The sequence below is a fragment of the Pseudescherichia sp. genome (assembly GCF_032052675.1).
GTDB lineage: Bacteria > Pseudomonadota > Gammaproteobacteria > Enterobacterales > Enterobacteriaceae > Pseudescherichia.
This window is the reverse complement of sequence record NZ_DAMBWA010000021.1, coordinates 22,394-41,683: the sequence shown is the minus strand read 5'-3', so window position 1 is coordinate 41,683 and position 19,290 is coordinate 22,394. Positions and strand designations below refer to the sequence as shown.

General features: G+C 59.1%; 16 protein-coding genes. 7 read left to right on the top strand and 9 right to left on the bottom strand.

The window, feature by feature from the left end:
- Positions 1–390: 390 nt before the first annotated feature.
- The 5 genes from narI to RTX96_RS20035 form a co-directional block, all read right to left on the bottom strand.
- Complete coding sequence (narI, locus tag RTX96_RS20055) at positions 391–1,068, bottom strand: respiratory nitrate reductase subunit gamma (RefSeq protein WP_103819997.1); 678 nt, start codon at positions 1,066–1,068, stop codon at positions 391–393.
- Positions 1,068–1,778 (bottom strand): nitrate reductase molybdenum cofactor assembly chaperone, encoded by a 711-nt coding sequence (gene narJ / locus RTX96_RS20050; RefSeq protein ID WP_312671885.1) that lies wholly within the window; start codon positions 1,776–1,778, stop codon positions 1,068–1,070. The genes narI and narJ overlap by 1 nt, the downstream gene beginning before the upstream one ends.
- Positions 1,775–3,310 carry a nitrate reductase subunit beta gene (gene narH, locus RTX96_RS20045; protein ID WP_312671884.1) on the bottom strand — a complete coding sequence of 512 codons (1,536 nt, stop codon included), beginning with the start codon at positions 3,308–3,310 and terminating at the stop codon, positions 1,775–1,777. The genes narJ and narH overlap by 4 nt, the downstream gene beginning before the upstream one ends.
- Entirely contained in the window at positions 3,307–7,050 is a 3,744-nt protein-coding gene (locus tag RTX96_RS20040; RefSeq protein ID WP_312671883.1) for a nitrate reductase subunit alpha, read from the bottom strand. Before RTX96_RS20040 ends, narH begins: the two co-directional genes overlap by 4 nt.
- 382 nt (positions 7,051–7,432) lie before the next feature.
- Positions 7,433–8,827 carry a NarK family nitrate/nitrite MFS transporter gene (locus RTX96_RS20035; protein ID WP_103819993.1) on the bottom strand — a complete coding sequence of 465 codons (1,395 nt, stop codon included), beginning with the start codon at positions 8,825–8,827 and terminating at the stop codon, positions 7,433–7,435.
- Between the two features lie 309 nt (positions 8,828–9,136).
- On the opposite strand from RTX96_RS20035, the gene narX reads away from it, so the two are divergent.
- Together narX and narL are read left to right on the top strand one after the other, a co-directional pair.
- Positions 9,137–10,933 (top strand): nitrate/nitrite two-component system sensor histidine kinase NarX, encoded by a 1,797-nt coding sequence (gene narX, locus RTX96_RS20030; protein ID WP_103819992.1) that lies wholly within the window; start codon positions 9,137–9,139, stop codon positions 10,931–10,933.
- Positions 10,926–11,576 carry a two-component system response regulator NarL gene (gene narL, locus RTX96_RS20025; RefSeq protein WP_103819991.1) on the top strand — a complete coding sequence of 217 codons (651 nt, stop codon included), beginning with the start codon at positions 10,926–10,928 and terminating at the stop codon, positions 11,574–11,576. The genes narX and narL overlap by 8 nt, the downstream gene beginning before the upstream one ends.
- Here narL and RTX96_RS20020 read toward each other — a convergent pair whose 3' ends face one another.
- Positions 11,577–12,962, bottom strand: a complete 1,386-nt coding sequence (locus RTX96_RS20020) for a YchO/YchP family invasin (protein ID WP_141092956.1) — start codon at positions 12,960–12,962, stop codon at positions 11,577–11,579.
- A 195-nt stretch (positions 12,963–13,157) separates the two neighbouring features.
- On the opposite strand from RTX96_RS20020, the gene RTX96_RS20015 reads away from it, so the two are divergent.
- From RTX96_RS20015 to RTX96_RS20000, 4 genes are all read left to right on the top strand, one after another.
- Positions 13,158–13,709 (top strand): YbhB/YbcL family Raf kinase inhibitor-like protein, encoded by a 552-nt coding sequence (locus RTX96_RS20015; RefSeq protein WP_103820264.1) that lies wholly within the window; start codon positions 13,158–13,160, stop codon positions 13,707–13,709.
- A gap of 18 nt (positions 13,710–13,727) precedes the next feature.
- A complete protein-coding gene (locus RTX96_RS20010; RefSeq protein ID WP_103819989.1) occupies positions 13,728–14,081 on the top strand; it encodes a DsrE/DsrF/TusD sulfur relay family protein in 354 nt (117 codons plus the stop codon).
- Positions 14,082–14,187: 106 nt separating this feature from the next.
- Entirely contained in the window at positions 14,188–15,972 is a 1,785-nt protein-coding gene (locus RTX96_RS20005) for a methyl-accepting chemotaxis protein (RefSeq protein ID WP_312671882.1), read from the top strand.
- 212 nt (positions 15,973–16,184) lie between these two features.
- A complete protein-coding gene (locus tag RTX96_RS20000) occupies positions 16,185–16,430 on the top strand; it encodes a DUF1883 domain-containing protein (protein WP_103819987.1) in 246 nt (81 codons plus the stop codon).
- Between the two features lie 7 nt (positions 16,431–16,437).
- Here the strand turns inward: RTX96_RS20000 and RTX96_RS19995 are convergent, their stop codons facing one another.
- Both RTX96_RS19995 and chaB read right to left on the bottom strand, forming a co-directional pair.
- Entirely contained in the window at positions 16,438–17,133 is a 696-nt protein-coding gene (locus RTX96_RS19995; RefSeq protein ID WP_312269648.1) for a gamma-glutamylcyclotransferase, read from the bottom strand.
- A gap of 196 nt (positions 17,134–17,329) precedes the next feature.
- The gene (chaB, locus tag RTX96_RS19990) at positions 17,330–17,560 is read right to left on the bottom strand and encodes a putative cation transport regulator ChaB (RefSeq protein ID WP_103819985.1); all 231 of its coding nucleotides are present in this window, start codon (positions 17,558–17,560) and stop codon (positions 17,330–17,332) included.
- Between the two features lie 274 nt (positions 17,561–17,834).
- On the opposite strand from chaB, the gene chaA reads away from it, so the two are divergent.
- Positions 17,835–18,935, top strand: coding sequence for a sodium-potassium/proton antiporter ChaA (gene chaA / locus RTX96_RS19985; protein ID WP_103819984.1), 1,101 nt, complete (start codon positions 17,835–17,837; stop codon positions 18,933–18,935).
- Here the strand turns inward: chaA and RTX96_RS19980 are convergent.
- Positions 18,911–19,290: hypothetical protein (locus RTX96_RS19980; protein WP_312671881.1), on the bottom strand; the 380-nt coding region annotated here is incomplete at its 5' end. The two genes, chaA and RTX96_RS19980, sit on opposite strands and share 25 nt — an antisense overlap.

Here is a 19,290-nt window from a genome sequence, read left to right as displayed (position 1 = left end):
TGGCGCTGCGCTTACCGGGGCTACAAAATCGATACACGACCGGGGCTCCCTGTCGATTCGGGAATGTAGGCCGGGTCAGGCGAAGCCGCCACCCGGCGTTGACCTCGCCTGCATAATTGCACACCGTTCTCCCCGGTGGCGCTGCGCTTACCGGGGCTACAAAATCGATACACGACCGGGGCTCCCTGTCGGTTCGGGAATGTAGGCCGGGTCAGGCGAAGCCGCCACCCGGCGTTGACCTGGCCTACATAATTGCATACCGTTCTCCCCGGTGTCGCTGCGCTTACCGGGGCTACAAGACCGATACACGACCGGGGCACCCTGTCCATTCGGGAACGCTGGCGAAAAAAAACCTCGCCGTAGCGAGGTTCGTGTTAAACAGCAGACCCATTAGCGACGGGCGCGTACGACCTGGTATTTGCGTGTCATATACTCCACCGGCGCGCTCCAGATATGCACCAGTCGCGAGAACGGGAAGAGCAGGAACAGCGTCATCCCCAGTACCAGATGCACGCGGAAAATGAACGCCACGCCGTCAAGATTTGCCGATGCGCCGCCGTGGAAGGTCACAATCGACTGCGCCCAGCCCACCAGCTTCATCATTTCGCTCCCGTCCATATGCTGGGCCGAGAACGGAATCGTCAGCAGGCCAAGCGTACACTGCACCATCAGCAGGGTCAGGATCAGGATATCTGCCGTCGTGGTGGTGGCGCGCACCCGCGGGCTAAAGAGGCGGCGCTTAAGCAGCAGCAGGCCACCCACCAGCGTCATAATGCCGAATATCCCCCCGGCGATCATCGCCAGCTTCTGTTTGACGTCAATCGGCAGGAAAGATTCATACATCCAGTGCGGCGTGAGCATCCCCACCAGATGACCGGCAAAAATCCCGATAATCCCGATGTGGAACAGGTTCGACGCCAGGTGCATCCCTTTACGATCCAGCATCTGGCTGGAGCCTGCCCGCCAGGTGTACTGCCCATAGTCATAGCGCAGCCAGCTGCCGACAAGAAACACCGTACCGGCAATATAGGGATAGATGTCGTAGAAGAACATATTAAGGAACTGCATTATTGCTGTCCTCCGGTTGTGATATTCAAATATTGCGGGGCCACCGCACCGGCAAACCGACGCTGATGAGAGGCGATCTCAGACTCACCGCAGCTCTGGTCAGCGAAGAACTTCACCTGCTCCTCTTCCCAGACGGCATCCAGCGCCTGGGGAGTATCATCCCGGGCTTCACCGGCGATTTTCTCGCCAACCTTCTGTCGATCAACGTCGGTTTTGGCCAGCCGCAGCAGCAGCTCAAACAGGCTGGCATAGCGGCTCTCACGCTGTTGCAGACGGGCGTTGAGCAGGGCCAGAATCGGGGCGATATCTTCCAGCCCCTCCAGCGCGTCGCTCACCGGCAACTGGGCCAGATACTCCAGATAGAGCGGGAGATGATCCGGTAGCTCACGGCGATCGATAACCAGGCCCTGACGCTCATACTGCGCCAGCAGATCCACCATCGCCTGCCCGCGATCGCGGGATTCGCCATGCACATGCTCAAACAGCAGCAGCGAGGTGGCACGGCCGCGATCGAACAGCTCGCTGTAGGCCGCCTGCGCATCCAGCAGATCCTGACTCATCAGGTCACGAATAAAGACCACCAGCTGATGAGCATCCTTAAGCGACAGGTGCTCGCTCTCCGTAAGAGCATCGAACAGCTCCTGCTGATGCTGCCACAGGGCAGCATCCGGATACTCCAGCAGGCGGGAAATCACGACGAGTTCAATCATGGGCGTGGCTCCGTTTTCTTGGTCACATCAACGGCATCAATACGGCGACTGTTAAACAGGTTGAACTTGGTGTCGCTGCCGTGGCAGCCGTCGCCGAAGCTAAAGCCGCAGCCGTTACGTTCCGGGAACGCATCCCGCGCCAGCTCGCGATGGCTGGTCGGGATCACGAAGCGATCCTCGTAGTTGGCAATTGCCAGGTAGCGATACATCTCCTGGGCCTGAGCTTCGCTTAAGCCCACCTCTTCCAGGGCGCGAATATCGTTAACGTTATCCACGGTCTCGGCACGCTTGTAGTGACGCATCGCCAGCATGCGTTTCAGCGCCAGCAGTACCGGCTGGGTATCGCCCGCCGTCAGCAGGTTAGCGAGATACTGTACCGGAATACGCAGGCTCTCGACGTCTGGCAGGATGCCGTTGCTGCCCAGCTCGCCCGCGTCGGCCGCCGACTGGATCGGTGACAGAGGCGGCACGTACCAGACCATCGGCAGGGTGCGATACTCCGGGTGCAGCGGCAGGGCCAGCTTCCAGTCCATCGCCAGTTTCCACACCGGCGATTTCTGCGCGGCGTCAATCACGCTCTGCGGCACGCCATCCTTCAGCGCCTGCGCAATCACCGCCGGATCGTTCGGGTCGAGGAAGACGTCCAGCTGACGCTGGTAGAGATCTTTCTCGCTCTCAACTGCCGCCGCGTTTTCAATGGCGTCCGCGTCATAGAGCAGCACACCCAGGTAGCGGATGCGGCCCACGCAGGTCTCGGAGCAGACGGTTGGCATCCCCGCCTCAATGCGTGGGTAGCAGAAGATGCACTTCTCGGACTTGCCGCTCTTCCAGTTGAAGTAGATTTTCTTGTAAGGGCAGCCGGTGACGCACATCCGCCAGCCGCGGCACTTGTCCTGATCGATCAGCACAATGCCATCCTCTTCACGCTTGTAGATCGCACCGCTCGGGCAGGTCGCGACGCAGGCCGGGTTCAGGCAGTGCTCGCACAGGCGCGGCAGGTACATCATGAAGGTGTTTTCAAACTGCCCGTACATCGCCTTCTGCATGTTCTCGAAGTTCTGATCCTGGCTGCGCTTCTCAAATTCGCCGCCGAGGATCTCTTCCCAGTTCGGACCGCTGACGATCTTATCCATCCGCTGGCCGCTGATTTTTGACCGCGGACGAGCGATAGGCTGGTGCTTGCCCTCTGGCGCGGTGTGCAGATGCTGATAGTCGTAGTCGAACGGCTCGTAGTAGTCATCGATCCCCGGCAGATGCGGGTTGGCGAAGATTTTACCCAGCAGCGTGGCGCGGTTACCCATGCGCGGCTGCAGCTTGCCGTTCACTTTGCGGATCCAGCCGCCCTTCCACTTCTCCTGGTTCTCCCAGTCGTCCGGGAAACCCACGCCAGGTTTGCTCTCAACGTTGTTGAACCAGGCGTACTCTATCCCTTCCCGGCTGGTCCAGACGTTTTTACAGGTGACCGAGCAGGTATGACAGCCGATGCACTTATCAAGGTTCAGCACCATGCCTACCTGTGAACGAATTTTCATTTTGCGCTCTCCTGTACCTGGTCGTTGTTTTCGCCATCTAACCAGTTAATGTTCTTCATCTTACGGACCACCACGAACTCATCGCGATTGGAACCGACCGTGCCGTAGTAGTTAAAGCCGTACGCCAGCTGGGCGTAGCCGCCAATCATGTGGGTCGGTTTCGGACTGATACGGGTGACCGAGTTGTGGATCCCCCCGCGTTGACCGGTGATCTCTGAGCCAGGAATGTTCACGATACGCTCCTGGGCGTGGTACATCATGGTCATCCCGGCCGGTACGCGCTGGCTCACTACCGCACGGGCGGTAAGCGCACCGTTGCTGTTGAAGGCCTCGATCCAGTCGTTATCCTCAATGCCCAGCTCTTTGGCATCCACCTCGCTCATCCAGACGATCGGGCCGCCGCGTGACAGGGTCAGCATCAGCAGGTTGTCGCTGTAGGTCGAGTGGATCCCCCACTTCTGGTGCGGCGTGATGAAGTTCAGCGCCTTCTCAGGATTGCCGTTAGACTTCTCGCCCATCACCGCTTTCACCGAACGGGTGTCAATCGGCGGACGATAGACCAGCAGGCTTTCGCCAAAGTCGCGCATCCACGGGTGATCCTGATACAGCTGCTGGCGGCCGGAGAGCGTGCGCCACGGGATCAGCTCATGCACGTTGGTATAGCCTGCGTTGTAGGAGACATGCTCATCCTCAAGGCCGGACCAGGTCGGGCTGGAGATAATTTTGCGCGGCTGGGCCTGAATATCCCGGAAGCGGATCTTCTCCTCTTCTTTATTGGTCGCCAGATGGGTGTGATCCCGGCCGGTAAACTCGCTCAGCGCTGCCCAGGCTTTAACCGCCACGTGGCCGTTGGTCTCTGGCGCAAGGGTCAGGATCATCTCTGCCGCATCGATAGCGCTATTCAGCATCGGCTGGCCTTTCGCCGGGCCTTCCGCCTTGGTGTAGTTAAGCTTGCGCAGCAGATCCATTTCGCTCTGGGTGTTCCACGCGATGCCTTTGCCGCCGTTGCCTACCTTATCCAGCAGCGGACCGATGGAGGTAAAGCGTTCATAAGTCGCGGGGTAGTCGCGCTCCACCGGGATGATATGCGGCGCGGTTTTGCCAGGGATCAGATCGCACTCGCCCTTTTTCCAATCCTTGACGTCCAGCGGCTGCGCCAGCTCGGCGGCGGAGTCGTGCTGGATAGGCAGGGTCACCACGTCAGTTTCAACGCCCAGGTGACCGATGCACACCTCGGAGAACTTCTGGGCGATGCCTTTATAGATCTCCCAGTCGCTTTTGGACTCCCAGGCCGGATCGACGGCGGCAGAGAGCGGATGAATAAACGGATGCATATCCGAGGTATTCATATCGTCTTTCTCATACCAGGTTGCCGTCGGCAGGACGATATCGGAGTAGAGGCAGGTGCTCGACAGACGGAAGTCGAGGGTCACCACCAGATCCAGCTTGCCGTCGAGGCCATTATCGTGCCACTCGACCTCTTCCGGCTTCACGCCGCCCTGCACGCCCAGATCCTTGCCCTGAATACCGTTCTCAGTACCCAGAAGGTACTTCAGCATGTACTCATGGCCTTTCCCGGAGGAGCCAAGCAGGTTAGAGCGCCAGATGAAGAGGTTGCGCGGATGGTTTTTACCGTTCTCCGGCTGCTCGGCCGCAAAGCGAATCGATCCCTCTTTTAGCGCCTTGACGGTGTAATCCACCGCTGACATGCCCGCCTTTTCTGCTTCAGCAGCGATGCGCAGCGGGTTAGTGCCCAGCTGTGGCGCAGATGGCAGCCAGCCCATGCGCTCGGCGCGGACGTTAAAATCGAGCAGATGGCCGCTGTAGCGGGACTTATCCGCCAGCGGAGAGAGCAGCTCCTGCGCGGTGAGGGTCTCATAGCGCCACTGGCCGGAGTGGTTATAGAAGAAGGAGGTGCCGTTCATATGGCGAGGCGGACGCTGCCAGTCGAGGGCAAACGCCAGCGGCTGCCAGCCGGTTTGCGGACGCAGTTTCTCCTGGCCTACATAGTGCGCCCAGCCGCCGCCGCTCTGGCCGACGCAGCCGCAGAACACCAGCATGTTGATCAGACCACGGTAGTTCATGTCCATGTGGAACCAGTGGTTCAGGCCTGCGCCGACGATGATCATCGAACGACCATGGGTCTTATCGGCGTTATCGGCAAACTCACGGGCGGTACGGATAATATGCGCCCGCGGCACGCCGGTGATTTTTTCCGCCCAGGCCGGGGTATACGCTTTCACTTCGTCATAGCTGGCGGCAGCGTTGGCGTCGCCCAGGCCCCGGTCGAGACCGTAGTTCGCCATCGTCAGATCGTAGACGGTGGTGACCAGCGCGGTGCTGCCATCCGCCAGCTGCAGGCGTTTTACCGGCAGCTTGTGCAGAAGGATATTTTGCAGCTCAACGCGGTTGAAGTGTTCAGACCCTTCGTTACCAAAGTACGGGAAACCTACCTCAGCGATATCATCGTGCCCGCCCAGCAGGCTCAGGCGCAGCTCGGCTTCTGCCCCGCTGGTACCGTCGCGCTGTTCGAGATTCCACTTCCCTTTCTCGCCCCAGCGGAAGCCGATGGAGCCGTTGGGTGCAATCAGCTCGCCGCTGTCATTGCAGGCCACGGTTTTCCACTCGGGGTTGTTCTCCTGGCCGAGGGCGTCCACCAGATCGGCGGCGCGCAGCATGCGGCCTGCGGCGTAGTAGCCATCGCGCTCTTCGAGCATCACCAGCATCGGCATATCGGTATAACGACGCACGTAGTCGGTAAAGTACTGGCTCGGCTTGTCGAGATGGAACTCGCGGAGCATGACGTGGCCCATCGCCATCGCCATCGCGGCATCGGTGCCCTGCTTCGGCGCCAGCCACAGGTCGCACAGCTTGGCGATCTCGGCATAGTCCGGGGTGACGGCAACGGTTTTGGTCCCTTTGTAGCGCACTTCGGTAAAGAAGTGGGCGTCAGGCGTACGGGTCTGCGGAACGTTAGAGCCCCAGGCAATAATGTAGCTGGAGTTGTACCAGTCGGCGGATTCCGGCACGTCGGTCTGCTCACCCCAGGTTTGCGGGGAGGCCGGCGGCAGGTCGCAGTACCAGTCGTAAAAGCTCAGGCAGGTGCCGCCGATCAGCGACAGGTAACGCGCGCCGGAGGCGTAGGAGACCATCGACATCGCCGGGATCGGCGAGAAGCCCGCCACGCGGTCCGGGCCGTAGGTTTTCACGGTGTAGACGTTGGAGGCCGCGATCAGCTCGTTAACCTCTTGCCACGAGGAGCGGACAAAGCCGCCGCGGCCGCGCGCCTGCTTAAAGCTTTTCGCTTTGTCGGCGTCCTCAATAATAGAAGCCCATGCCGCAACCGGATCGCTGTGCTGAACTTTCGCCTCACGCCACATTTTCATCAGGCGTTTGCGCATCAGGGGATATTTCAGGCGGTTAGCGCTGTAGAGATACCAGGAGTAGCTGGCCCCACGCGGGCAGCCGCGCGGCTCATGGTTAGGCATATCTGGACGGGTACGCGGATAGTCGGTCTGCTGGGTCTCCCAGGTGACGAGACCGTTTTTAACGTAGATCTTCCAGCTGCATGAGCCGGTGCAGTTCACGCCATGCGTAGAGCGCACAATTTTATCGTGCGACCAGCGGTTGCGGTATCCATCCTCCCAGTCCCGGTTTGTTTCATGGATCTGGCCATGCCCATCGGCAAAGGTTTCGCCCTTCTGTTTGAAGTAGCGAAACCGGTCCAGGAATTTACTCATCGGGTTTCTCCTGTGTGGAGCCTGCTGGCTCTCTGAAAGCGACATTGCTGCGAATGAGGCGACGTTAACGCGCTGAAAGGACGTGAGAATTGATGACGATCAAGGCAGGCAGGCATAGCAAAAGCGGTGGATTTTTCATCTACCACCAAGGTGGCAGAGGACCCTATTTTTTATCTTACTGATTTTGTGGATTTTTATGCTTTAATCCGCTTTTTTTACGCTGGTATTTCCGTTACAGAGGTATTAGGGGGTAGATCCTGTGCCAGACCCTTCTCATGCCATCGCTACGCTGCTCACCGTCATCCGCTAAAAGTATGTTGTAACTAATTACAGGGTAAAAAAAAGCGCGGCATTGCGCCGCGCAAGGATAATCAACAGTGCTTTATTTTGTTTTAGCTTTACGTCCGTACACCACCCAGGTGATAAACACGCAGGCGATATAGAACACGAGAAACACTTTCATTGCCCCGGCCGGGGAGCCGGTCAGCGCCAGCGAGGTACCAAAGGCTTTCGGAATAAAGAAGCCGCCAATCGCGCCGATGGCCGAGATAAACCCGAGCGCCGCCGCCGTATCGGTCGCCGCCTCACGCAGCGCCTGCTCCTCGGTGCCGCCCTTGGCCTTCACCCGCTCCATCGTCATCTTGCGGAAGATCACCGAGATCATCTGGAAGCTGGAGCCGCTGCCCAGCCCGGCAGTAAGGAACAGCATCAGGAAGACGGCGAAGAAGGCGCTAAAGTTCCCCTCGCTTCCTGCTGACGGCAGGGTCAGGAACAGCAGCGCGCTGAAGATGGCCATCGCAACAAAGTTCACCAGCGTCACGCGAACGCCGCCCAGTCGGTCAGAGAGCGCCCCACCCGCTGAACGGGCCAGCGCCCCTACCAGCGGGCCAAAGAAGGCAAAGTGCAGGACGTTGACGTCAGGAAACTGGGTTTTGGACAGCATCGCAAAGCCCGCTGAAAAACCAATAAACGAGCCAAAGGTGGCCAGGTAGAGAAAACCCAGGATCCACAGATGCGCCCGCTTAAGCACCGGCAGCTGCGAGCGCAGCGAGGCTTTAGAGGTCGCCAGCTCGTTCATGCCAAACCAGGCTGCGAGGGTAAAGACAATCAGGAAAGGTACCCAGATCCAGGCAGCGTTCTCCAGGTAGAGCATGGAGCCATCCTCCTGCTGCACGCCAGTCGCGCCAAAAAAGGCAAACAGCGAGAAGGTGATCGCCAGCGGGGCCAGCAGCTGCATGACGCTCACGCCGAGGTTACCCAGCCCGCCGTTGATCCCCAGGGCGCCACCCTGCTTCTGCTTGGGAAAGAAGAAGCTGATGTTCGCCATGCTGGAGGCGAAGTTCGCCCCGGCAAAACCGCAGAGCAGGGAGATGATGATAAAGGTGGTAAACGACGTACTGGTGTCCTGGACGGCAATGCCCAGCCAGACGCAGGGAATAATCATGATCCCGGTACTGAACGCGGTCCAGCGACGACCGCCGAAAATAGGCACCATAAACGAGTACGGCACCCGCAGCAGCGCCCCGGAGACCGAGGGTAGCGCGGTTAACATGAAAAGCTGATCGGTCGTAAAATTGAAGCCAACTTTGTTTAGATTAACCGCCACGGCGCTGAACAACATCCAGACGCAAAACGCCAGCAGCAGACAGGGCACGGAGATCCACAGGTTGCGGCTCGCCACGGCCTGGCCACGCTGCTGCCAGAAAGCAGGATCCTCCGGTCGCCAGTCGGTAATGACGGCTCCGGTGGTCCTTTCAGGTATTGAAGAGTGACTCATAGACACCTCTGATAAGGGATTTAACCCCTGCCACCATAGGGTTTACGCCTGCGCTTAAGTTGATATAAATCAAAGGAAAAGTCGCCATTTCAGCGGTGCTAAAACCGCCCTACTCCTTAATGAGCAGGGGAAACCGTCAGAAAAGCTGTGGTTTTTCACGCTGGTGACGCATTTGCCACGCTTCGCTCATCAGCCGGTGCAAGGGTCGACAATAAAGGAGTAACTCTTTTGGGGTATGGGTATACTCCAGGGTATAGCCGAAAATAGCCCCACCCCCGGTGACCCGCCGGGCCAGGAGTGTTGCCGTATATGCTAAAACGCCTCTTTTCACCGTTAACGCTGGTCAACCAGCTGGCGCTGATCGTTCTGCTCTCTACCGCCATTGGCGTAACCGGGATGGCTATCTCTGGCTGGCTGGTACAGGGGGTTCAGGGCAGCGCCCACGCTATTAATAAAGCCGGCTCGCTGCGTATGCAGAGCTACCGCCTGCTGGCCGCCATGCCGCTTACGGAAGCCGACCAGCCGCTGATCGATGAGATGACCCGCACGGCCTTTAGCCCTGAGCTGATCCAGGCCGCACTGCGCGACGGTCAGCTGCCCCAGCTTCAGGCACTACAGCGTTACTGGCAGCGCAATCTTATTCCGGCCCTGATGCAGGCTCAGGACGCAGCGGCCGTCTCGGGCGAGGTTGCCACCTTTGTGAACCGTATCGATCGTCTGGTAAGCAGCTTCGATCGGCGCACCGAACAGCGAATCGATCGCGTTCTGCTGGTGCAGCGCGGCATGGCGGTGTTTATGGCCCTGCTGCTGGTCTTTACCGTGATCTGGCTGCGGGCTCGTCTGCTTCAGCCCTGGCGGCAGCTGCTGAGCATGGCCCAGGCCGTCAGCCAGCGCGATTTTACCCAGCGGGCGCATATCAGCGGGCGTAACGAGATGGCCAAGCTCGGCATGGCGCTGAATAACATGTCCAGCGAGCTGGCCCAGAGCTATGCGGTGCTGGAGCAGCGGGTAAAAGAGAAGACCGCCGGGCTGGAGCAAAAAAACGAGATCCTCTCCTTCCTCTGGCAGGCCAACCGCCGCCTGCATATGCAGGTACCGCTGTGCGAGCGTCTCTCACCGGTGCTTAACGGCCTGCAAAATCTCACTCTGCTGCACGATATTGAGCTGCGCGTCTACGATGTGGAAGATGAGGAGAATCGTCAGGAGTTTACCTGTCAGCCGGACATGAGCTGCGATGATATAGGCTGTCACCTCTGCCCACGCGGCATCCTCCCTACCGGCAGCGGCGGCACGACACTGAAGTGGCGGCTGGCGGATAACCATATGCAGTACGGTTTGCTGCTGGCGACGCTACCGGCCGGGCGGCACCTGAGCCACGATCAGCAGCAGCTGGTGGATACTTTAGTAGAGCAGCTTACCGCCACCCTGGCGCTGGATCGTCATCAGGAGCGCCAGCAGCAGCTGATGGTAATGGAGGAGCGCGCCACCATCGCCCGGGAGCTACATGACTCTATTGCCCAGTCCCTCTCCTGTATGAAGATGCAGGTCAGCTGTCTACAGATGCAAGGGGAGAGCCTGCCCGACTCCAGCCAGCAGCTGCTGGGGCAGATCCGTAACGAGCTTAATACCTCCTGGGCGCAGCTGCGCGAGCTGTTAACCACCTTCCGCCTGCAGCTTAGCGAGCCGGGCCTGCGTCCGGCGCTGGAGGCGAGCTGCCAGGAGTATAGCGCCCACTTCGGCTTCCCGGTCAGGCTGGACTACCAGCTGCCGCCGCGCTTTGTGCCCTCCCATCAGGCCATCCACCTGTTGCAGATCGCCCGCGAGGCGCTGAGCAACGCCCTGAAGCACTCCGGCGCCAGCGAGGTCACCGTCACGGCGGTTCAGCAGGGACGGCAGGTGAAGGTGAGCATTACCGACAACGGCTGCGGCGTGCCGGAAAACGCCGAACGCACCAACCACTACGGATTAATTATCATGCGCGATCGTGCCCAGAGCCTGCGCGGAGACTGTCAGGTCCGGCGGCGGGAGTCCGGCGGAACCGAGGTGGTAGTGACATTTATACCCGAGAAGCTTCTCTCATCCGTACAAGGAGATAAACATGAATAATCAGGAACCCGCCACCATTTTGCTGATTGACGATCATCCGATGCTGCGCACCGGCGTCAGACAGCTTATCAGCATGGCGAGCGACATCCGCGTGATTGGCGAAGCCAGTAATGGTGAACAGGGTATCGAACTGGCGGAGACGCTGGATCCCGACCTGATCCTGCTCGATTTGAATATGCCCGGCATGAACGGGCTGGAGACGCTGGACAAGCTGCGGGAGAAGGCCCTCTCCGGGCGCGTAGTGGTCTTTAGCGTCTCGAACCACGAAGAGGACGTGGTCACCGCCCTGAAACGCGGCGCAGACGGCTACCTGCTGAAGGATATGGAGCCAGAAGATTTGCTGAAAGCCTTGCAGCAGGCGGCTGCGGGTGAGATGGTCTTGAGCGAAGCGCTGACGCCGGTGCTGGCCGCCAGCCTGCGCGCCAACCGCGCCACCTCAGACCGGGACGTAACCCAGCTGACGCCGCGCGAGCGCGATATTCTGAAGCTGATTGCCCAGGGGCTGCCAAACAAGATGATCGCCCGCCGTCTGGATATCACCGAGAGCACCGTGAAGGTACACGTTAAGCATATGCTGAAGAAGATGAAGCTCAAATCCCGCGTAGAGGCGGCGGTCTGGGTGCATCAGGAGCGTATTTTCTAATCAGCCTTCCGGCAGCGGCGGCCAGCGCGGCGCGGTGTTCTGCGCACTCACCAGCGGTTCGGCCAGCGTGAGCGCGATCTCATTGGAGGAGACGCGCTGCCCCTTCTCATCTTCCACCGTTACCGACAGACGCCACGTATTGTTGGCTCCCTCCTGGCTATTCCAGGCAGGCATGATAATGCTCCAGCCCTCACTGCTGTTGGCGTTAACCGGCGGGGTCAGGCTCAGTGCCTGAGTATCCCCCTGCCAGGTAATAGATCGGATGCCGTAGCGGCTGCGGACCTGAACCACCATCTGTACCGTTTCGCCCGGTTTGAGATCCCACGGCGGCGTAGCGAGAAAGACCGACAGGGTTTTCCGCTGGCGATACTCCACCACCGGCAGGTTATTGCGCGTCGGGCTGTCATAGCGGCTGCCGCGTAGCGAGCGGCTCTCGGCGACCTCGCTGGCGCTAAGCTGCTTTTTGAGCGGCACGCCGAAGCGGTAGTTCAGATTCAGGCCGAGGTTGTTCTGGGTCTCTCCGCTCTCCCCCTGCTTATGCTGGGCGGTGACGGTAACCAGCGGCACCGGGGTATAGTTCACACCGACGTTCACCGCGACAGGATTGTGGTAGCCCGAGCCGGAGTCAAAGAGATCGACATTGTCGCCAAAGTACTGCTCAAGACTCAGGCTGGTATTGATATGTTCATAGAACGGCAGACGCGCCTGGGCGGTAACGTCATAGCCCCGCGCCAGCCGCTGCTGAACCGCTGCACCGGAGTAGTCCCAGCCTGAAAGCGGCTGGTAATAGTTAGCCGAGAAGCGCAGATACTCGCCCCAGGCCTCCGCGCCCAGTCCGGCCCGCTGCAAATTCTCATCCAGCAGATTATCGTAGAAGGTGTTATAGCCCAGCAGCCAGTGTCCGGCGACCCAGCGCTGGCCAATACCGGCATTGCTTACCAGGCCCTGATCCTGCTGGGTTAATCCTAGCTGACTCCAGCTCAGGTAGCGGTTGTTATCCTGCCACGGAATAAACCAGCTGCCCTGGCTGCCGGTGAAGCGTCCGTCATCGTTAACGAGTACGTTAACGCTGGCGTTACCCCAGGGTGAGAGCCACGACTCCAGCTGCTCATTCACGTTCTCGCTGACGACATCACGGATCTGGCCAAAGGCAAACTGACGGGCCTGCTGCCCGGCGGTAAGGCCGTTATCGGTCTGGCTGGCTTCACCAAAGGCTTTTGCCACTTCGGCCACGCTCTTTATGCTGGCATCACCGGTCGAGGTTAATCCCAGATCGGGCAGGCTGTCGTTGTCGAAAGGGTTATGCGGCGTCTGCTGTGAGATGGCGCGGGCATTGGTCACGCCTCCTGCCAGCAGCAAGAGTAGAAGAAGTCGCGTTTTCAGCAGCGCGTTAGGGCGTAAATTCAGCGGTTGCGCCTCCGGTCAGACCAACGGTAAAACGTTATTTTATCGATTTTTACGCCGTTTTTCAGTCTTAAGCACAATTTCAGGAAAAACCTTAACGGCTCCCGTCTCGTCAGGTCTACAGTTAATTTATCTCTTAATGCGTCTGTTTATTGCAAGGTATGTCGAATGGTCACTATGAGCAAAACGTTAAAATGGGCTCTGTGGAGCTCACTGATGTTTTACGGCGCAGCCTCGCAGGCCAGCGAGCTGTTTACACTGCAGTCGCCGGCGTTTGCCGATAATGGCCTGCTGGATAAAAAGTTTGCCGGTAACGCCAAGGATAACCCTAACTGCACCGGTGAAAATCAGTCTCCAGTATTAATCTGGAATAATCCCCCGGCAGAGACCAAAAGCTTTGCCCTGATTGTTCACGATCCAGAGGGGGCAAAAGGTCTCGGCGTCACGCATCTGGTGGCGTACAATATCTCCCCGTCCGCCACCGGTTTTCCCGCTAACGCCCTGCGCGATGGTAAAGAGTTTACCGGCGGCAAAAATAGCCCCGGCACCGATCGCTGGTTTGGCCCCTGCCCGCCGCCCGGCAGCGGCGCGCATCACTATAGCTTTACGCTTATCGCCACCAGCCAGGCTCCGGATCTTCCCGCCGGTCTGACCCGCGAAGCGCTGTTAGAGAAGCTGAAAGGTAAAGCCTTAGCCGCCACCGGCTTGATTGGCCGCTTTGGGCAGTAGCGTTAATAAGGAAGAAAAATGCAAAAGATCGTGATTGTCGCCAACGGCGCGGCCTACGGCAGCGAATCCCTGTTTAACAGCCTGCGCCTGGCAATTGCCCTGCGCGAGCAGGCCGAGGAGCTGGATCTGCGCCTGTTCCTGATGTCGGATGCGGTCACCGCCGGGCTGCGCGGGCAGAAGCCTGCCGAGGGCTACAATATTCAGCAGATGCTGGAGATCCTCACCGTACAAAACGTGGCGGTGAAGCTGTGTAAAACCTGCACCGATGGGCGCGGCATCACCGACCTGCCGCTTATCGACGGCGTTGAAATTGGTACGCTTGTGGAGCTGGCCCAGTGGACGCTGGCGGCGGATAAAGTATTAACTTTCTAATAATCCCTTAACTAAAATATATTTTTCTTATACTTTCTCACCGAGCATCAAGTTCGCCTGCTGTGTTGCCGATAGGCTTATAAACAACACAGCAGGTATAACGATTATGTTCAAGTCCATTCGCGCACGCATTACCGCAGCCACCGCAGGCTGTCTGGCTATCGCTTTGCTGATCAACACCGTGATCAACTACCAGGTAACACGCCAGGATAATCAGCAGGCCCAACGGGATACGCTCTCCAGCACCAGCATCAGCCACAGCGGCGCTATCGCCGACTGGGTTAACAGCAAGATGACGATGATCGCCTCGCTGCAGAGCGCTGCGCTGACGGCGGATCCGGTTCCCAACTTTGCTCAGATCGCCCAGGCGGGCGGGTTTATCAACGTCTATGCCGGCTACGCCAGCAAAACGGCGAAGTTCTCGGACGCGAACGGCATTCCTGCCGACTACGATCCGACCATTCGTCCGTGGTATCAACAGGCGGTGAAAGCCGACGCACCAATCGTCACCGCCCCCTATGTTGATGCCGCTTCCGGCAAGCTGGTAGTGACCTTTGCCGTGCCGGTAAAAGAGAACGGCACGCTGAGCGCGGTGGTGGCGGGCGACGTGGCGATGGACAGCGTGGTGGCTAACGTGCGCACCATTCAGCCCACGCCGCAGAGCAGCGGCCTGCTAATCAACAGCGACGGCACGGTAATTGCCGCCAGCAATGCCGACCTTACCCTCAAGCCGTTCGGCGAGGCGATCTCGGGGGCGAATTTCAGCGAGTTGCAGGCGGGTAACCCGGTCGACGGCGAGTTTGCCGGGGCGCAGAAGGCGCTGATGGCGAAACCCGTTAAGGGTACCAGCTGGCTGCTGGTGGTGGCCCTGGATACCCAGGATGCCACCAGCGGCATGCGCGCTCTGTTGAAGGCCTCTGCTCTGTCGCTGATCGTGCTGGTGCTAATTGGCGTAGCGGTGATGCTCTGGCTGGTGAAAACGATGCTGAAGCGCCTGGTCATGATCCGCGATGCGATGCTTGCTATCGGCGACGGCACAGACGATCTCTCCCAGCGCCTGCCGGAGAGCGGTAATGATGAGGTGGCGCAGATTGCCCATGCCTTCAACATCTTCAGCGATAAGCTGGCGGTGGTGATGGTGAAGCTGCGGGACTCCAGCACGTCGGTGCAGCATGCGGCGCAGGAGATTGCGGCCGGTAACCAGGATCTCTCCGGTCGTACCGAGCAGGCGGCCTCCAGCCTGCGGGAGACCGCCAGCGCCGTGGAGCAGATCACCGCCTCGGTGGCCCAGTCAACCGACTCCGCCGCCCAGGCAAACAGCCAGGCACATACCGCCTCTGAAGCCGCCTCGCGCGGCGGCAGCGTGGTGTCACAGGCGATCTCGACCATGCAGGCTATTGAAGAGGCGTCGGCCAAGATCGGTGATATTACCAGCGTAATTGACGGGATTGCTTTTCAGACCAACATTCTGGCGCTTAATGCCGCCGTTGAGGCTGCCCGTGCCGGTGAACAGGGACGCGGCTTTGCGGTGGTTGCCGGAGAGGTTCGCACCCTCGCCAGCCGCAGCGCTCAGGCGGCAAAAGAGATCAAAACGCTGATCGAATCGACCACCGAGAGCGTAGCCACCGGATCACGCTACGTACGCCTGGCCGGTGAGAGCATGACCGATATTGTCTCCAGCATCGGCAGCGTCTCGCTCATTATGCGCGAGATTACCGTCGCCACCAGCGAGCAGATGAAGGGCATCCAGGAGATCAACCACGCAGTAATCGATCTCGATCGGATGGTGCAGCAGAACGCCGAGCTGGTAGTGCAGTCTGCCGCCGCTGCCGGAGCGCTCCAGTCGCAGGCGGGAGAGCTGGCGGAAACCGCAGGCCATTTCCGCATTTAATCCCCTCCCGGCGCGCTTTTGAAACGATTTAGCGCGCCGGGAAACGGCATTAGCGGATAATGTCACTTTTGTTTAAACGTTACGCCATTATTTGATCAAAATCAGCATCGTTACCCCGCCCGTTTGGTGTGATGCAGGGAGCAAGTGTGAACAAAATCACACGAGGATTGTCCGGCAAGGAGTGCTTAATAGTCATTAACGGGGTAAAGAGAATGGCGCTGGTAAAAGCAAGTTTGACGTTGTTTGGTGGCGATACGGTAGTGGTCCGCTGCTCGGAAAGCTGTCATATCCATTTGATGAGTGCGAAGAGCCCTTCGGCGAACGCCCAGACCGATATTCTGAGCGTACAGGATCGTAACAGTGCGTACCTGACCGTGCCCTACAGCGGCACCTGGAACGTATTAATTGACAGCCACAGCCAGTCGCTGGAGCACTCCATCAGCTACGTGGCTGCCTAATCTCTTCTCAGGCAAAACCGGGCTGCAGCGGCTGGCCCGGCTCTTCACCCCCCAGCAGTCCCCTTACCTTCCCGACCAGATCGTTCAGGCAGTCGTCATGCATGCCGAGCTTGATCAACTCCTGCTCCAGTGAGAAGAGATACTGCGCGTTGGTGCCCAGCGGGCCGCTGGCCGCCGCGATCAGCGGAGCGATGACCTGGGCGCGGGTATCTGACTCATACAGGGCGTGGCGCGGATCCATGATAAATACCAGGGCGTTTACCGTCCGGCCATCGTCCAGGGCGAGCTTGCACCAGGTTGGCAGATAGCAGCCGGTGATCATCTCCCGCTTCCACAGCAGGGAGAGCTCTTGCTCGAGGGTCTCGTCGGGCAGGCGGTAGGCGACACCGGTGGTGCGTCCGCCCTCTTTCAGGGCAAGCATTCGGCCAGGCTGGCAGGCCGTGCCGCGACCGGCGGTGAGGCGCAGGCAGAAGGCACGATGCCAGCCTACCAGCGTGCCGGTGCAGGATTCATTAAACTCCAGCGCCGGGTTCCACATCAGCGAACCGTAGCCAAAGATCCACACCGGGCCGTCGTCGGGCCGGCAGGCAAGGGTTGCCGCCAGCGACGCCGCGCGCTGTTCGGCAGACCAGAGCAGCGCCGCCTCGATATCGCCAAAAGCGGTTTTGCAGTCCGCCTGTATTAAAAAGTCGCGTGTTAACACCTTCTACCTCCACCACTGCGTGCTTCCATGCGACCGTTATGTTGCCTTCCGTGCATTTAGCTGCTGAATAAAAGCGCAGCCTGTGGAGACGATATGCAATTCGCGGGCCGCTTGCAAGCCTGGAGCGTGCTATGCCGCACGAAAGCGGCGGCGGCAGAAAGTGATTTTTGGCGTTAACGATAGCGATTTCAGCGCGTTATTTCTTTTTGTGCCATTTATCGTCATCGCCCTTTTCATACTCATGCTTCACCGCCGCCCAGGCCACCTTGTGGGCGGTCTCTTCCCGGCTATCATCCCCGCGCCGGTCCTCTTTATCTTTGTACTGATCCCACGCGCTGTTAAATGCCTCTTTGTAGATATCCTGAGCATGGGCAGGAAGCACGTTTTTAACGTTGTCTGGCAGATCGCCTTTCGCTTTATAGGGCATGGGGTATCTCCTTTTGGTTATGAAACCTTAAGTGTGGATGACAATGCCGCGCCTCGCCACTGGCGAGGTAAATCTGCTCCTGTCACGTTGCAATAAACTGTTTATTAAACCAATTTTCAACAAAGCAACGTAATCCGGGCGTTATACGCTAAATAAAGGTCAATGCCGTAAAAAAAGGTAAACATTTGCTCAAATCCGCTCCCGTTCTGCTATTTTAATCCCCTTAAAAATCTTAACTATACTCATCAGCAACTGCACAATATGGAGATTTACGATGACAGCGACGCACGAGGCGGTAAAAACCCGCCATAAGGAGACCACGCTCATTTTCCCGGTACTGGCGCTGGCAGTGCTTTTTTTCTGGGGCTCTACCCAGTCGCTGCCAGCCATCATCGGGATCAACCTGCTGGCGCTAGTAGGGATCCTGAGCAGTGCTTTTAGCGTTGTCCGCCATGCGGACGTGTTGGCGCACCGACTCGGGGAACCCTTCGGCTCGCTGATTTTAAGTCTCTCGGTAGTGATCCTCGAAGTTAGCCTTATCTCGGCCCTGATGGCCACCGGCGACGCCGCCCCGACGCTGATGCGCGACACCCTCTACTCCATCATCATGATTGTTACCGGCGGTCTGGTAGGCTTCTCGCTGCTGCTGGGTGGGCAAAAGTTTGCTACCCAGTACATGAACCTCTTCGGTATTAAACAGTATCTGATTGCTCTCTTCCCGCTGGCGGTGATTGTGCTGGTCTTCCCGATGGCGCTGCCCGGAGCCAACTTCACCACCGGCCAGGCGCTGCTGGTTGCCCTGATTTCAGCGGCAATGTACGGCGTCTTCTTGCTGATCCAGACCAAAACCCACCAGAGCCTGTTTGTCTATGAGCATGAGGATGAGGGTGACGACAGCGATCCGCACCACGGCAAGCCGTCGGCGCACAGCAGCCTCTGGCACGCGGTGTGGCTGATTATTCATCTGGTGGCGGTGATTGCAGTAACGAAGATGAACGCCAATCCGCTGGAGGCGCTGCTGACGGAGATGAACGCCCCGGTGGCCTTTACCGGCTTCCTGGTGGCGCTGCTGATCCTCTCCCCTGAGGGGCTGGGGGCGCTGAAGGCGGTGCTGAATAACCAGGTTCAGCGTGCAATGAACCTCTTCTTTGGCTCGGTGCTGGCAACCATCTCTCTGACGGTGCCGGTAGTGACGCTAATTGCCTGGGCGACCGGCAACGATCTGGTATTTGCCCTCGGCGGACCTGAGATGATCGTGATGCTGGCCTCGCTGCTGCTATGCCAGATCTCGTTCTCTACCGGACGCACCAACGTGTTGAACGGCGCTGCACACCTGGCGCTGTTTGCTGCCTATCTGATGACGATATTTGCCTGATGTGACGCCCGGCAACTAAGGTGCAGATCACCGTAGGCCGGGTAAGTGCAACGCCACCCGGCGTGACTCTGCCAACAGATCAACGCCCGGCGGCGCAGAATTGCCGGGCCTACCTGTCCCACATCCGGCTCCGAACCGTAGGCCGGGTAAGAGCAACGCCACCCGGCGTGACCCTGCCAACAGATCAACGCCCGACGGCGCAGGCTTGCCGGGCCTACCTGTCCCACATCCGGCTCCGGGCCGTAGGCCGGGTCAGTGCAACGCCACCCGGCGTGACCCTGCCAACAGATCAACGCCCGGCGGCGCAGGCTTGCCGGGCCTACCTGTCCCACATCCGGCTCCGGGCCGTAGGCCG